We start from the raw sequence: 14,918 nt of genomic DNA on the forward strand, positions 1-14,918 counted from the left end.
CCCCACACGAGCGAAAGGACGAGGCGTGTTCGGCACCGCGGTACGCCAGCTCGGTTATGCCTGGTCGATGATGTCGGGCCGCAGGTTCCGCCTGCGGGACGTGAACGCGCTGGCCGACGACATGCGCGTGACCCTGGAGACGTTCGGGTCCCCGGGCGAGGGCGCCGACGACATGCTCGCGGGCAGCGACCCCGAGCTCCAGGAGGACCTGACCCGGCGGCGGCTGCGGCGCACGGTCCGCCACGCGGCCGCCGAGAGCCCCTACTACCGGCGCTGGTTCGAGGCGAACGGCGTGGACCCCGGCTCCATCACGCCCGCGACGCTGTCCACGATCCCGCCCACCACCAAGGCCGACCTGCGCGGCATGCCCGCCGCCTTCGTCTCCGACCGCGCCCGCCCGGTCGTGCTCGCGCACACGACGGGGACGACCGGGACGCCCACCATGGTGTGGTTCTCGGCGTACGAGATCGAGCTGATGTCCTCGATGTCGGCGCTGGCGCTCATGCTCGCCGGCAACCTGCGCTCCGCCGACCTGTGGGCCAACGCGATCAGTTCGCGGTCCATCGCCCAGATCCTCACCGAGCGGGCCGTCACGCGGACCGGGGCCGCGTTCGTGCACCTGGGCGCCGTCGATCCGGCCGTCGCGCTCGACCGGCTGGCCACCCCGATGCACGTGCCCGGCAAACACCCGCAGATCACCCAGCTGAACGTGACCGCCTCCTACCTGGCGGCGCTGGTCCAGGAGGCCGAGCGGGGCGGCTGGCAGGCCGGCGACTTCGGCCTGAGCACGATCTGGTCCGGCGGCGAGGTGCTGACCGACGCGCTGCGCGTGCGCGCGGAGCACACGTTCGGCGCGCAGGTCCGCGACGGCTACTCCATGACCGAGATCGCCCCCGTGGGCGGCCGGGTCTGCGCCGACGGCCACCTGCACCTGCCGGCCGACCAGGGGCTGGTCGAGATCCTGGACCCCGTCACCCTGCGGCCCGCCGAGCCGGGGGCCGTCGGCACGATCGTGGTCACCCCGTACTCCACCTACCGCGACACCACCCTGCTGCTCCGGTACGTCACCGGCGACCTGGTCAGGGTCCTGCGCGCGGACGAGCAGCCGTCGTGCGCGCTGGCCGCGCTGCCCGCGACCTCGCGCGTGCTCGGGCGGGTGTCGCCCGGCGGGCTCACCACGCGCGACGTCCTGGACGTGCTGCAGGCCGAGCACGCGCTGCCGCTGCCCACGCGCTGGTCGCTGGAGGGCTCCCTGCTGTACGTCGTGGCCGGCAAGTCCGACGCGGGCCTGCTCGGCCGCCTGGAGGAGCGGGCGCACGGGCTGCCCCTGGACGGCATCGTCCTGGTCGAGACCGCCGAGGACCTGCCCACCCCCTGCCGGCTCCGCGCCGACCTGCTGGAGCTCAGCTTCGAGCGAGGACTGTGATGACCCCGTACGTGCCGGCGCTGTACGCGCTCGTCGCCCTGACCGTCGCGCTGACCGCCGCCTATCTGGGCCGCTACGTCATGGCCAGGCCGCCGGTGGGCCGGATGGTGGGCGCCGACATTGCGGTCATGGTCGCCGCGCTGGTGGTGATGCCGTTCGCGTACCTGCACCTGCCGACCGGCGTCGTGGTGTCGGTCTTCGGGCTGGTGGTGCTGACGCTGGGGCAGCTCACGCTCGCCCCCGTGCTGGGCGGCCGGTGGGCGACGGCGGCGGTGCTGCTGCTGTGCGCCGCCGACGTGGCCGTCTATCTCGCCGGATGGCCGGCCGGGGTGCTGGTGGTCAACGACGTGCTGCTGATGCTGCTCGTCGTCGGCGCGGTGAACCTGTGGGTGCAGGCGGCGGTCACGCCCGGCCAGGTGGCCGCGCTGGCGGTGGCGCTCACCGTCTACGACACGCTGGCCACCGGGCTGTCCTCACTGACCCTCGACTTCGTGCAGCGCATGCAGGGGCTGCCGTTCGCTCCCGTGCTGGCCGCCTCCTACGGGGAGGACCCCTCGCTGATCGGCCTCGGGGACTGCCTGATGTTGTCGCTCTGGCCGGCGGTGGCGGTCCGGGCGTACGGGAAGGCGGCGGCGTGGTGGGCGGCAGGGCTGGAGGCGGTGCTGCTGGCGGTCTCCATCGCCGTCGTGCTGGGCGGCGGGCGGCCCATCCCGTTGCTGACCGCGCTCGGCCCGCTGATCTTCGTCCAGTGGCTGTACTGGCGGCGGTGGTCGGCCCGGCGCACGCCCGCGCCGGTCCGGCCCGCGGTGAACCGGGCGCTGGACGTCCCGGCCGGCGCGCCCGAGGGGGTGTGGGCCGCGCTGGACGGCGGCGCGCTCGTCGGCGAGGGCGCCACCCCGGGCCAGGCCCGCCGCGCGGCCCGGCTGGCGGGCGCGACCGGCACCCCGGTCGTCCGGTGGCTCCAGAACTGAGCCGAAGGCCCGCGCCGGCTCCGCCGGTGATCCCTCACGACTCGCCGGGAGCCGGTCGTCACGGCTCGTCGCGGGGGCGGTCCTCCAGGCAGGCGGCGAGCTGGCGGCCTTCCGGGGTGTCGCCGAACAGGGTCAGGGCCTGCCGCCACGCCGCGGCCGCCTCCTCGTGCCGTGCGAGGCGGGCGTGGGCGCGGCCCAGCTCCGTGAGCGTGCGGGCCCGCCACACCTGCGGGCCGTCGCGGCCGAGCCGGTCCAGCGCGGCGGCCAGGTGCCGCAGCGCCTCGCCCGGGTCGCCCTGGCGCAGCCGGACGACGCCGAGCGCGTGCCCGCTCAGCGCCTCGCCCAGGACGTCGCCACACTCCACGAACAGCCGCAGGCTCGCTGCCAGCGTCTCGGCCGCCTCCTCGAACCGGCCGAGCGCGCCCAGCGCCTCGCCCAGCCTGCGCAGCACCTTGCTCGTCTCGACCCGGTCGCCGAGGGCCTGGGCGGTCAGCAGGCTCTCGCGGTAGCACGCGACCGCCTCGGCCGTCTCGCCCGCCTGGTAGCAGGCGGTGCCGAGGGCGCGCAGCAGGTTGCCGCGGGTGCCGTGGTCCTCCTCGCCGGTCTCCGCCAGCCGGGCACGGGCGATCTTGACGGCCTGGTCGTACTCGCCGCGTTCGATGTGGATCCAGATCGGCCACGTCCAGGCGTAGGCCAGGCCGGCGGCGTCGTCGTGCGCGGCCAGCAGCTCGATCGCCGCGTACGCGTCGGACAGCGCCTCCTCCAGCCGGCCCGAGCCGTGGCGGTCGGCGGCCCGGCTGATCAGCGCGTACGCGGCCCCGTGCCGGTCGCCGACCCGTTCGAAGGCGGCCAGCAGCTCTCCGCAGGCCGCGTCGGCGGCCGGGAAGCGGCCCCGCTCGATGTCCATGTTGACCAGCAGCAGCCTGGACCGCAGGGCCGTGCGCTCGTCGCCCGCCGCGGTGGCCGCCGCGATCACCGCGTGCTGGACGCGCTCGGCGTCGGCCAGGAATCGTTCCATCGTCAGGTAGCCGGTCAGGTGGTGGGCCAGCTCGGCGGCGGTGGCGACCTGTCCCAGCTCGGCGGCGGTGGTGACGGCGAGCACCAGCGTGCGCCGCTCGGCCGACAACCACGCCGTGCCGGAAGCCGTGCCGGAAGCCGGGCCGGCGGACGCGTCGGGGCCGGGCTGCCCGCGTTCGTAGGGCGGGGACAGCGGGATGGGCAGCCCGCGGGCGGCGGCCCTGGTCCTGCGGAGGCTTTCCAGCGCGAGCCGGGTCAGCGCGGCGCGCCGCTGCCCGGCGGGCTCCTCCGCCTCGGCGCGTTCCCTGGCGTAGACGCGCAGCAGGTCGTGCAGCCGGTAGCGGGGCTGGCCGGCGGCGTCGATCTCGGTGGAGGTGAGCATGCCGCGCGCGACCAGCGTCTCCAGGACGGCGTCGGCCTCCCGCGCGGGCAGGCCGAGCAGGGCGGCGGTGGTCCACTCGGCGACGCTGTCCAGCCCGGCCAGCCCGAGCAGGCGGAAGGCGTGCCTGGCCCACTCCGGCAGCGCCGCGTAGCCGGGCTCGAACGTCGCCCGCACGTCGAGGCCGCCGACGACCAGCTCGTCCAGGTCGTGGCCGGCCAGGCGGGTGGCCAGCTCGCGGACCGGCCAGACCGGGCGGATGGCCAGGCGGGCGCCGGCGACCCTGAGCGCCAGCGGCAGCCGGCCGCAGGAACGCAGGATCTCCTCGGCGGCGTCCGGCGCGGCGCCGATCCGGTCGCGGCCGGCCACGCGTTCGAGCAGCAGCCGGGCGTCCCGCTCGCCGGGGAGGTCGAGCGGGAGCCGGACGGCCCCCTCCAGCGCGGGCAGCGGCGAGCGGGAGGTCACCAGGACCGCGCCGCGCGGCGTGCCCGGCAGCAGGTGGCGGAGCTGCGCCTCGTCCACGGCGTCGTCGAGCACGACCAGCACCGCCCGGTCGGCCAGCCGCTGGCGGAGCAGCCCGGCGCGTTCCTCGGCCGAGGCGGGGATCATGGCGCCGTCCAGGCCGAGCGAGCGCAGCAGCACGTCGAGCAGTTCGCCGGGGTCGCGCGGGCCACGGGCGTCCTGGCCGAGCCGGACGAACAGCTGCCCGTCCGGGTAGTCGGCGCGCAGCAGGTGGGCCAGGTGCACGGCGAGCGTGGTCTTGCCGATGCCGGGCAGCCCCGACAGGATCGCGATCGGCGGGCTGAGCCGGTCCGGCCGCGCCCGTAACAGCGGCAGCAGCTCGGCGATCTCCGGCTCCCGGCCGACGAAGTCGGCGGTGTCGGCGGGAAGCTGGCACAACGCCTGGAGCGGGACGGCCGCCGCGGGCCACTGATCGGCCGCCCCGGTCGTTCCCGGCCGACGGTCGAGGTCGGGATCGCCGGCGAGCAGCGCGGCGTGCAGACGGCGCAGCTCGGGGCCGGGTTCCAGGCCCAGCTCGGCCACCAGCAGCTCGCGGGCCTCGCGGAACGCCTCCAGCGCCTCGTCCCGGCGGCCGCCGCGGTGCAGGGCGATCACGAGCTGCTCCCACAGCCGCTCGCGCAGCGGGTGGGCGGCGATGAGGGCGCGCAGCTCGGCGACGAGGTCGTCCTGCCGCAGGGCGAGCCGGGCGTCGATCCACTCCGACCGGGCGACCGCGAGACGTTCCTCCAGTTCCAGCAGCCGGGGGGCCATCGCGCCGGTGAGCGGCACGTCCTCGGCGGGCGCGCCGCGCCACAGGGCGACGGCTTCGGCGTAGGCGCGCTCGGCCGCGGCCAGGTCGCCCGCCGCCCGCTCGCGCCGGGCCAGCCGCAGGGTGTCCTCGAACACCAGCAGGTCCAGGCTGCCCGGCGGGACCTCGCAGACGTAGCCCGACCCCTCGGTGCGCACCCGCAGGCCGCCGCCCTCCAGGGAGCGCCGGAGCTGGTGGACGTAGGTCTGGATGTTGGCCAGCGCCGAGCGCGGCGGATGGTCCCAGACGGCGGAGATCAGGCGCTCCCTGGAGACGGTCGCGTTCGGGTGGAGCAGCAGGACGGCGAGCACGGCCCGCTGCTTGCGGCTCAGGTGCACCCGCCCGCCGGGGCCGTTGACCCGGATCGTGCCGAGGATCGCGAAGTCCACCGTGCCTCCCTCGTGGCCGAACGGAAAGATCGGCTTTCCGGACGGCAGTACATCCCCCGCGACGGCGTTTTGACAATCCCGGGTGAGGGACCCTGACCCGGGCCCGCCCGGTCAGCCGCAGACGGGCCGGTACGGCAGGGCGGGCACGTACGTCCGCCACTCCCGCTCGGTCAGCGCCCGCCCGGCGCGCGCGCAGACCGTCTTCGCCACCAGTTCGGCGGCGGCCGGGACGCGCCCGACGGTCCCGCCGGCGTCCACCGTCAGGACGTGCGAGCCGTCGGGGGCGAAGGCGATCGACAGCAGCTCGCCCTCGTCACGGTCGAGGCCGCCGCCCGGGTCGGCGGACAGGCCGAGGTCGCCGCCCGTCCTCGGGTCGATCAGGCGGACGCGGCCCTGCCCCGCGTTGACCGCGACGAGGTCCTCGACCGGCGAGTACGCCGGCGTGCCGATGACGGGGAAGCTCTGAGTCTCCTCGGTCAGCCGCCGGCCGCCCGCGTCCCAGGTGCTCAGCCGGCCGCGCGAGTCGAACACGACCACCCCGTCCCCCGCGTGGGTGAAGCGCACCCAAGAGCCCAGGACGTCCTGGCCGAAGACGCTGAACGGCGAGCCCGCGACCCGGCCGTCGGCCGCCCGCAACACGCGCACGTCCAGGCCGGTCACCGCCAGCCGCCCGCCGTCGGGCGCGAACGCCAGGTCCACGACCTGGCTCAGCGGCGTGCTCCACAGGCGGCGGCGCGCCCGCCAGTCCCACAGCTCGACCGCGTCCTTGCCGCTTCCCGGGGCGTCGAGCACGAGCGCGAGCCGGCCGCCGTCCGGGCTGAAGCGGACGAGCTCAGGTTGCGCCCGCCCGGCGCCCACGGTGAACCCGCCCGCGGGCTTCCTGGTCGCGGTGTCCAGGACGCTGACGTCCTGGCCGGACAGCAGCGCGAGGCTCCGGCCGTCACGGCTGAAGGCGAGCGCGCGCCCGGCGGGCAGGCGGCCGGACGTCCCGCCCCCGACCTGGCGGAGCGCGCCGTCCACGACGAGGTGCAGGCCGTCCTCGCCGAGGTCGGCCCGCTCGTGCGGCGGGTCCTCGACCGGCTCGTTCACCAGGTCGGCGACGTCCACGGCGAACACCTGGTCGCCGACGAGATAACGGAAGGTCGTGCCGTCGAAGGCGGCGGCCGGGCGGGTGCCGGCCTCCACGTCCCCGCGCACCGGCACGGCGCTCAGCAGGTGGCTGTCGGGCAGCCGCCAGAACTGGACGGTGGCGTCGGTGACGGTGGCCAGCAGCCGGCCCGCGTGGTCGAAGACGGGATCGCCCTTGTTCCAGACGCCTTCCGTGCCCTCGCCGACCTCCTCGGTCCAGCCTTCCTCCGTCTGCCTCAGGGTCAGGGTGCCGTCGCCGGAGGTGGCCAGCCACCGGCCGTCGGGGCTCAGCGTGCCGCGCCGGGCGGCGGGGTCGGTGACGTCCCACTGCTCGCTGTCGTCCGGCTTGACGATCACCTTGCGGCCCTCGTGCCGGCGGACGGCGTCCTGCCAGCCCTCGACCAGGTCCCTGATCCGGCGGACCGGCCAGGCGCCGACCAGGCGGCCGGTGCCGGCGTCCCAGGCGCGGGCGCGGCGCCCGGTGGCGGCGACCAGCGTGCGGCCCGAGGGGGACAGCCCGATGTCGGACACCCGGTCGCGGCCGAGGCCCAGGCCGGAGATCAGCGTGAGGCGCCGGCCGGTGCGCAGGTCCCACAGCCGCGCCTGGTCCTGGCCGACGCTGAGCAGCGTGCGGCCGTCGGCGCCCAGCGCCCGCATCGTGCTGCGGGCGGCGGCCGGGTCGCGGAACATGCCGCGCTCGCGCTGCGCGAGCGCCGCGGTCAGCGCCGCCCTGGCCTGCGGCGTGGGCCGCAGCCGCCAGGCGGCCACGGCGAGCAGCCCGGCGAGCACCGGATCGCTGCGCCTGGTCGCCTCGGCGCGCGCGGCCAGGCGCGTGGACTCCGACGTCGTCAGGCGGTCCTGCAGCTCGTCGGCACGGGCGGCGGCCAGCCTGCTCTGCTGGACCGCCAGACCGCCCGCGGCCAGCGCGGCGACCAGCAGCCCCGCCAGGCTCAGCGTCAGCAGCCGGGCGCGGCGGGCCCGGCGTTTGGCCAGCCGCGCCGAGGACTCCAGGAAGTCGCGCTCGGCCTGGGACAGCCTGATGTCGCGGCGGGCGGTCGCCGCCCAGCTCAGGGCCTCGTCCAGCATCGTGCCGTGGAACAGGCCGCCGTCCCTGCGGCCGCCGTCGTCCCAGCGCCGGACGGCGGCCAGGATCGAGCCGTGCACGGCCAGCCCCTCCCTGTTGGCCTCGACCCAGCGGCGCAGCCGCGGCCAGGCGTGCGGCAGGGCCGGACGGGCCAGCCAGACCTCGCGGCCGTCGCGGCCCAGCAGGTACGCGAACACCTCCAGGATCCTGGTGACCGCCGGAATCTCGGCCGCCGGCCGGCCGGCCACCAGCTCGTCCAGGGCGGCCTTCCTGGTGGCCAGCTCGCCCATGCCGTCCACGGTGAACAGGCGCAGGAACACCTCGGGCGCCAGCTCCCGCTCCGCGGGGGCCAGCAGGGTGTAGGAGTCCTCGGCCAGCGTGCCGAGCGCCGGGTCGGCGACCGTCCCGGCGACGTGGGCGGCCTGCCGCCCGCGTTCGAGCAGCCGCGCGGTGTCGAGCCCGCCGTCCCCGCTGACCAGCGCGAGCAGCAACTGGCGGGCCTCGGGACGCCGGCCCGGCTCCTTGCTCAGCGCCGCCGACACCAGCGGGCGCAGCGAGTCGGGCAGCGCGGCCAGGTCGGGCGTGGCCGACAACACCCGGTGCATCACCCCGCCCAGGCTCTCGGCCTCGAACGGGTCGGCGCCCGTGGCCGCGTACAGCACGACGCAGCCCCAGGCGAACACGTCCGCGGGCGCGCCGGCCCGCTGGCCGCCGAACACCTCGGGCGCCATGTACGTCGGCGTGCCGGTGACCAGGCCGGTCGCGGTCAGCGACATCTCGGCGGTCCGCGCGATGCCGAAGTCGATGACCCGCGGGCCGTCCGGGCCGAGCAGCACGTTGTCCGGTTTGAGGTCGCGGTGCACCACGCCGGCCTCGTGGATGGCGGTGAGCGCCGTCGCCACCGCCGTGGCCAGGCGGTGCAGGTCGCCGCCGGAGAAGCGGCGTCCGCCGGCGACCGCCTGGCGCAGGCTCGGCCCGGCGACGTACTCGCTGACGATGTAGGGGCGCGGGCCGTCCAGCTCGGCGGCGAGCACGCGGGCGGTGCAGAACGAGGCGACCCGCCGCGCCGCCTCGGCCTCTCTGGCCAGCCGGCCGGCCTCGTCGCCGTGCAGCACCTTGATCGCCACCCGGGCGCCGTCCTCGGCGTAGGCCTCGTAGACGACGCCCTGACCGCCGGCGCCCAGCCGTCCGGCGAGCCAGTAGCCGCCCAGGCGTTGCGGGTCGTCGGGGGTCAACGCGTTCACGGCTGGTTGGATGCGGTGATCGTCGGCAAAGTTGCGGGGATTTTTGTCGATTTATCGGTGCTTGACATTCCAGCGGCGTCAGGACCTAGGATCGCCGCCGTGCTCATGACCTTGACGCTCAGCGCGGCGCTCGTCCTGACCGGAACGCCCGCGCAGGCCACCAAACCCGTGTCGTTCCGGGGGTTCACCCTCCAGATACCGGTCTCCTGGAAGGTGAAGAAGGACCCGATCGGCGGGCTCGACGTGGTCACCGGGACCTGCTCCAAGCGGGCGACGGAATGCCCCGGCTTCTCCCTCGGCGGGCCGCGGGCCATCGCCTACGCGTCCGAGGGCGGCACGTACCGGCCGGGCCAGCCGTACCACCCCAGCAGCGGGGTCGTGGAGTGCGTCCCGGACCGGCGCTACCTGGAGGGCGTGCCGCCCCTCCGGCCGTCCCGCGCCGCGACCGTGCAGGTGGGGGCGGGGCACCCGGCCCGCTTCACCGAGTGGAGGCTGGGCTGCCAGACGAAGACCAGCAAGCCGGCCCCGGTGTCCTTCACCCAGCGCATCTGGTACCTGCGCAAGGAGAAGGTGCTGGTCGTCGACCAGTGGAAGACCCCCGGGCTGGGCGACATCCTGGCCAGGGCCGTCTGGAAGTGACCGGGTTGCCCGCGCGCCCTGCGGGCAGGAGATCGTCATGCGCAGCAAGCGGCTCTCCACCGTCGAGGAGCAGACGTACGCGGTGGTCCTCGACCCCGGTGACGAGGTGGTCGAGAGCCTGACGCAGTGGGCGGCCGACAACGGCGTCCGCGCCGCCCGGCTGACCGGCATCGGCGGGTTCCGGCAGGTCACGCTGGGCTTCTTCGACCCGGAGGCGCTCCGCTACGACCCGATCCCGGTCGACCGCCAGACCGAGGTGCTCTCCCTGATCGGCGACTTCGCCATGCCCGACGACGACGTACGGCCCCACCTGCACGCCCATGTGGTCGTGGGCCTGCCCGACGGCACGACCCGCGGCGGCCACCTGCTGGCCGGGCAGGTGTGGCCGACGCTCGAAGTGATCGTCACGCAGTCCCCCCGCTACCTGCGGCGCCGCCACGACCCCGCCACCGGCCTGGCCCTCATCGACCTGCGCTGACCTCGCGGCCTGTCCTGGCCTCTCGACCCGCGCTGACCTCGCGGCCCGTACTGGCCTCTCGACCTGCGCCGGCCTCTCACCCTGCGCCGCAGCCGGCCTTTCCCCGTGTGCCGGCGGTCACTCGAAGTCGTCCGGGTTCAGTTCCTTCATGTGTTCGAAGCGCTCGCGCTCCTCGTCGTACTCTTCCTCGCCTCCGGGGCCTTCGAGGTCGGCCGCGGGCGTCTCTTCGTCCTCGGGCTCTTTGCGTCGCATGGTCATCCCCTCCCGGCGGACCGGGCACGGGCTCCCCCGCGCCCATCGCTCCGGCTACCCCTCTGACCTGCGGGCAAACGATCGCGGGCGGCGGATGTTGACCGGCTCTTGTGCGGGCTCGTGGGGGCGCTTGGCGCGCCGGAGGGGAGGTTTCCGGGCGATTGTTCCGACTATCTGAGGAGATGTACGTGCCCACCAAACGGTCCGCCAAGCCGACCCGGTCGAAGCCTGACAGCCAGCCGTGGCTGCACGTGAACGGCGTGGAGATCCAGGAGTACGGCACCGTGCGGATGTTCCCGCTCGGCCTCTCCCGCGACGCCCGCGAGTACTCCTGCCAGCGCCTGAACCAGATCCTGGCCGACACCCAGATCCTCTACAGCCTGTACAAGAAGCACCACTGGCTGATGCGCGGCCCGACCTTCTACCAGCTGCACCTGCTGCTGGACAAGCACGCCTCGGAGCAGATCGCGCTGGTGGACGCGATGGCCGAGCGTGTGCAGACGCTCGGCGGCGTCGCGGTGGGCGACCCGCGGCACGTGGCCGAGATCACCGTGATCCCGCGCCCGCCGAACGGCTGCGAGGAGGTGCCCGCCATGCTCTCCCGCCTGATCGAGGCGCACGAGACCATCCTCGTGGCCGCCCACGACGCGGCCGGCCGGGCGCAGGAGATGGGCGACGACGGCACCAACGACCTGCTGGTCTCCGACGTCATCAGGACGAACGAGCTCCAGACCTGGTTCCTGATCGAGCACCTGGTGGACACCCCGCTGGTGGAGAAGCCGGACAGCTGACCGGCCCGCCCGATGTCCGGTAAGCCGGAAATCGACGCCAGGTGAAGGAAATGTCTGGATTTAGGCGGACATCGCACACCGGGCGTAACGGTTCATACCGGGCGCGGTAAGGCACCGCATCGAGCCCGCACCGCCGGGTACGGAGGGATCGCGGGCCTTCGGGGCCGCCGGCGACCCGCCAGAGCGCGCCGCCACGAAGGCGTGCCTCACCAGCGGGACGCCCTCTGACCAGGGCCGGCCCCGACCGGGCCGCCCTGACGGGGGCTACTTCTGACCGGGAGCGACGGAGAACGACATGACCGAACCGCTGACCTCACCGCCCGCCCCCGCCCACGGCGTCGCGGGACGGGAGCGGCGGCCATGAGCCTGTCGGACCGCGAACGCCGCATCCTGGCCGAGATCGAGCAGGATCTGCGCTGGCAGGACCGCGACTTCGCCTGCCGCATCGACGCGCTCAACGCCAAACCCGCCCGGCGCCGCCGCTGCCCGGTGACCCGCAGGGAGATGGCGTTCATCCTGGTCATCGTGGTCGCGATGACCCTGCTGTCGGCCGTCGTGTTCGTGGCGGCGGGCCGTCCGCGCACCCCGCCCGCGCCGCGCCCCTCCCGCGAGGTGGTGACCACCTCGCCCCAGGTCACCCATCCCTGACCGTCCCCCTGACCGCCGGCCGCCCGATCAGGACGGCGGCGGGGCGACCGAGGCGCGGGTGACCAGGCGCGAGCGCAGCGTGTGCACGTCGTGCCGCGGCTCGGCGCCGTCGAGCACGTCGAGCAGCACCTCCGCGGCCTTCGCGCCGAGCTGGTGGACCGGCTGCTCGATCATGGTCAGCGGCGGGTCCATGACGGCCGCCCAGGCGCTGTCGTCGAAGCCGATGAGCGAGATGTCGGCCGGGTAGGACAGCCCGGCGGCGCGGACGGCCCGCAGCGCCCCGGTCACGGCGTCGGTCTCCGTGCAGAACAGGGCGGTGGTGCGGTCGGGCAGCGCCAGCATGCGGGCCACCTCCTGGGTGGCCCACTCCTCGGTCTTCGGGCCGGTCATGACCAGCTCGGGGTCGAAGGGGATGCGGGCGTCGTCGAGCGCGTCGAGGTAGCCGCGCAGGCGCTCGCCGTCGGTCCACACGTTGCGGGCCTTCTCCAGCAGCGCCCGCCTGGTCACGGGCGGATCGACCGAGGACGGCCCCCACACGAACCCGATGCGGCGGTGACCGGCCGCGATCATCACCTCGACCGCCTCGCGGGCCGCGCCGCGGTTGTCGATGACGACGGTGTCGAGGTCGAGCGGCGCGACCGCGCGGTCGACCAGCACGATGGGCATGCCCCGGCCCATGGCCGCCCTGATGTGCTTGACCTCGTCGCGCCCCACGGCCGCCGAGGCGATGATGACGCCGTCGACCCGCTTGTCGATGAGCACGTCGGTGGCCGCCACCTCCTCGTCGAGCCGCTCGTACGTGCTCAGCACGATCGTGTCGAACCCGCGGGCGCGCGAGGCGTCGGAGATGCCGCGCATGACGCCCGCGAAGAACGGGTTGCCGATGTCGGCCAGGATCACGCCGAGGGTGTGGCTGACCCCCGTGGACATGCTGCGGGCCAGGGCGTTGGTGCGGTAGCCGAGCTTCTCGGCCGCCGCCAGCACCCGTTCGCGCAGCTCCGGGCTGACATAGCCGTAGCCGCCGAGGGTGCGGGCCGCGGTGGCGCGGCCGACGCCGGCCTCGGCGGCCACCTCCGAGATCGTCGGCCGGCCCGACTGGCTCCGGTCGGCTGCCATCGAACGGGTTCCTCGTTTCTGGGGGGTCGCGGGCACGCCCATGCTAGCCGCGCGGGGCGGGCCTGCCGAAGCCGAAGGCGCCTTCGACGAAGCACTGGTCGTAGGCGGTCTCCGCGCCGGCCAGCAGCGCCCGCAGGACCGGCCCGCGGCCGGGCGCGGCGCCCTTGCGCCAGCCGTCGCGCAGCAGGGAGACGGCGAACCCGGCGAGGAACGCGTCCCCGCAGCCCATGGTGTCGACGATCTTGCCCGGGTCCTCGACCAGCCGGGCGGGGGCGGTGACCAGGTCGTGGCCGTCGTAGGCCATCGCGCCGTCCACGCCCCTGGTGCCGAGCGCCAGGCGGGCGCCGCTCGCCACGGCGCGGGCCAGCAGGTCGCGGGTGCCCGCCTCGTCCAGGTGGGAGCAGGACAGGAGCACCAGGTCGGCGTGCGGGCAGACGCGGTCCAGGTAGGCGGGGGTGCGGTAGTCGTCCTCGCTGGACAGGTCGAAGCTGACCAGGGGACGCAGGCCGGCGAGCCGGGGCAGCTCATCCTCAGTGCCGGAGTAGACGCTGGAGTGCACCAGGTCGAACGAGCCGGCGTAGGCGAGCAGGTCGCCGGTCAGCGCCAGCGGCTCCCGCACGGTGACGCCGCCGCCGTTCCAGCCCAGGAAGACCCGGTCGCCGTCGTCCACGCGCAGCCGGGACACGCCGCTCTCGCCGGGACGCACCACGCAGCGGTCGACCGCGACGCCCTGCGCGGCGACGGCCTCGCGCAGGAAGCCGCCGAGGTCGTCGTCGCCGAAGACCCCGAGGTAGGCGGCCTCGACGCCGAGGCGGCCCGCGTAGACGGCGACGTTCACGCTGTTGCCGCCCGGATAGTCGATGCCCCGATCGACGAACCGGTCGACGATGTTGTCGCCGAAGCCGAGGACTCTCATTGTTCTCCTGAGTCGGGGGTGGGCCGCTCCCGCCGCCGGGGACGGGAGCGGAGGCGGTGGCCTAGTAGTCCATGACCCGGTAGTAGCGGCGCAGGTCGAGCGAGTGGTCGCGGACCCGCTCCAGGTGCTTGCTGACCCGGCCCATCACGGTGTCGAGGACGATTGGGGCGAGCAGGCCGCGGAACTCGGGGCTGATGCCGTCGAGCGGGTAGTCGCGGGTGTCGAAGACGGTGACGTCCTTGGAGATGCGCTTGGCGAACGCCTCGGCGCGGTCGGTGAGCGCGCGGGTCTCGTCCTCGCCCTGGAAGATGATCACGCTCGTGTCCTCCTCCAGCAGCTCAAGTGAGCCGTGGAAGAACTCGGCGCTGTGCACGCGGGTGGTGCGCAGCCACTGCATCTCCTCGAGGATGCACATCGAGTACAGGTACGTGAATCCCCACAGGTTCCCGCCGCCGATGAGGAAGTGGTAGTCGGTGTCCTTGTGGGCCTCGGCGAACGCGGCGGCCACCGGCTCGGCCTGCTCGGCGACCTTGAGCATGACCTCGGGCAGCTTGGCGAGCTCGTCCGCGAGCTTGCCGTAGCCCTCGAACTCGCCGCGGCGGGACAGCAGGCGGCCCATGAACAGCAACATCTGCTGGTCGAACGGCCACGCCTTCGGCTCCGAGACCAGCACGGCGTCCACGGCCTTGGCGATCGGCGAGTCGGGGTAGCCGGTGAAGCCGATCGTGTAGGCGCCCCTGTCCTTGACGTACTCGATCGCGCGCAGGCTGTCCTCGGTGGTGCCGGAGACCGAGGTGAAGATCGCGACCGTGCGCTCGCCGAGCCGGGCGTCGCCCGAGACGACCAGCTCGGCCGCGATCGCGGCGCGCACGTCGAGCGTCGAGTTGCGCCTGGCCAGGTGCTCGTAGGGCCACATCTGGGCGTACGTGCCGCCGGCGCCGACGAGCAGGAGGGTGTCGAACCCCTGGTCCACGAGCCGATCGACGAGCTCCTCGATCTGGGGGCGCAGGGCCACGGTGCTGGCCAGCTGCGACAGGAATTCCGGCTCGTTGAATCCGAGCATCTTCGCGTCCTTTCGGGAAAGCTTGCGGGCCGGCGGCGTCCAGCGGCCTGATACCGGTATCACGCGGA

At 74.6% G+C, this 14,918-nt stretch carries 12 protein-coding genes; 6 read left to right on the forward strand and 6 right to left on the reverse strand.

All coding sequences use genetic code 11. The features are described from left to right. The first annotated feature begins 25 nt into the window (after window positions 1-25). Together AB0J76_RS08800 and AB0J76_RS08805 are read left to right on the forward strand one after the other, a co-directional pair. Window positions 26-1,426 (forward strand): AMP-binding protein, encoded by a 1,401-nt coding sequence (locus AB0J76_RS08800; RefSeq protein ID WP_352329577.1) that lies wholly within the window; start codon window positions 26-28, stop codon window positions 1,424-1,426. After that, window positions 1,426-2,397 (forward strand): hypothetical protein, encoded by a 972-nt coding sequence (locus AB0J76_RS08805; RefSeq protein WP_364389170.1) that lies wholly within the window; start codon window positions 1,426-1,428, stop codon window positions 2,395-2,397. The genes AB0J76_RS08800 and AB0J76_RS08805 overlap by 1 nt, the downstream gene beginning before the upstream one ends. A gap of 58 nt (window positions 2,398-2,455) precedes the next feature. On the opposite strand, the gene AB0J76_RS08810 is transcribed toward AB0J76_RS08805, so the two are convergent. Together AB0J76_RS08810 and AB0J76_RS08815 are read right to left on the reverse strand one after the other, a co-directional pair. Beyond that, the gene (locus AB0J76_RS08810) at window positions 2,456-5,491 is read right to left on the reverse strand and encodes a BTAD domain-containing putative transcriptional regulator (protein ID WP_364389172.1); all 3,036 of its coding nucleotides are present in this window, start codon (window positions 5,489-5,491) and stop codon (window positions 2,456-2,458) included. Window positions 5,492-5,602: 111 nt separating this feature from the next. Further along, window positions 5,603-8,947: a serine/threonine-protein kinase gene (locus AB0J76_RS08815; RefSeq protein WP_352324811.1), complete on the reverse strand. Its 3,345-nt coding sequence runs from the start codon at window positions 8,945-8,947 to the stop codon at window positions 5,603-5,605. Between the two features lie 99 nt (window positions 8,948-9,046). Between AB0J76_RS08815 and AB0J76_RS08820 the strand changes: the two genes are divergently transcribed. Beyond that, on the forward strand, window positions 9,047-9,586 hold the full coding sequence (locus AB0J76_RS08820; protein ID WP_352324810.1) for a hypothetical protein: 540 nt from the start codon (window positions 9,047-9,049) through the stop codon (window positions 9,584-9,586). Window positions 9,587-9,623: 37 nt separating this feature from the next. Beyond that, window positions 9,624-10,064: a PPC domain-containing DNA-binding protein gene (locus AB0J76_RS08825; protein WP_352324809.1), complete on the forward strand. Its 441-nt coding sequence runs from the start codon at window positions 9,624-9,626 to the stop codon at window positions 10,062-10,064. 117 nt (window positions 10,065-10,181) lie between these two features. On the opposite strand, the gene AB0J76_RS08830 is transcribed toward AB0J76_RS08825, so the two are convergent. Further along, window positions 10,182-10,316 (reverse strand): hypothetical protein, encoded by a 135-nt coding sequence (locus AB0J76_RS08830; RefSeq protein ID WP_352324808.1) that lies wholly within the window; start codon window positions 10,314-10,316, stop codon window positions 10,182-10,184. Window positions 10,317-10,498: 182 nt separating this feature from the next. Between AB0J76_RS08830 and AB0J76_RS08835 the strand changes: the two genes are divergently transcribed. Both AB0J76_RS08835 and AB0J76_RS08840 read left to right on the forward strand, forming a co-directional pair. Then, complete coding sequence (locus AB0J76_RS08835; protein WP_364389175.1) at window positions 10,499-11,107, forward strand: DNA starvation/stationary phase protection protein; 609 nt, start codon at window positions 10,499-10,501, stop codon at window positions 11,105-11,107. A gap of 360 nt (window positions 11,108-11,467) precedes the next feature. Beyond that, complete coding sequence (locus tag AB0J76_RS08840) at window positions 11,468-11,755, forward strand: DUF3040 domain-containing protein (protein ID WP_352324805.1); 288 nt, start codon at window positions 11,468-11,470, stop codon at window positions 11,753-11,755. Window positions 11,756-11,782: 27 nt separating this feature from the next. Here AB0J76_RS08840 and AB0J76_RS08845 read toward each other — a convergent pair whose 3' ends face one another. The 3 genes from AB0J76_RS08845 to AB0J76_RS08855 all read right to left on the reverse strand — a co-directional run bounded on the left by AB0J76_RS08845 (window position 11,783) and on the right by AB0J76_RS08855 (window position 14,850). Further along, window positions 11,783-12,871, reverse strand: coding sequence for a LacI family DNA-binding transcriptional regulator (locus AB0J76_RS08845; RefSeq protein WP_352324804.1), 1,089 nt, complete (start codon window positions 12,869-12,871; stop codon window positions 11,783-11,785). A 43-nt stretch (window positions 12,872-12,914) separates the two neighbouring features. Further along, window positions 12,915-13,787, reverse strand: coding sequence for a PfkB family carbohydrate kinase (locus AB0J76_RS08850; protein ID WP_352324803.1), 873 nt, complete (start codon window positions 13,785-13,787; stop codon window positions 12,915-12,917). A gap of 61 nt (window positions 13,788-13,848) precedes the next feature. After that, entirely contained in the window at window positions 13,849-14,850 is a 1,002-nt protein-coding gene (locus AB0J76_RS08855; protein WP_352324802.1) for an SIS domain-containing protein, read from the reverse strand. Window positions 14,851-14,918 lie beyond the last annotated feature (68 nt).

Origin of the sequence: Nonomuraea sp. NPDC049624, from assembly GCF_040675255.1 — a bacterium.
Lineage (GTDB): Bacteria > Actinomycetota > Actinomycetes > Streptosporangiales > Streptosporangiaceae > Nonomuraea.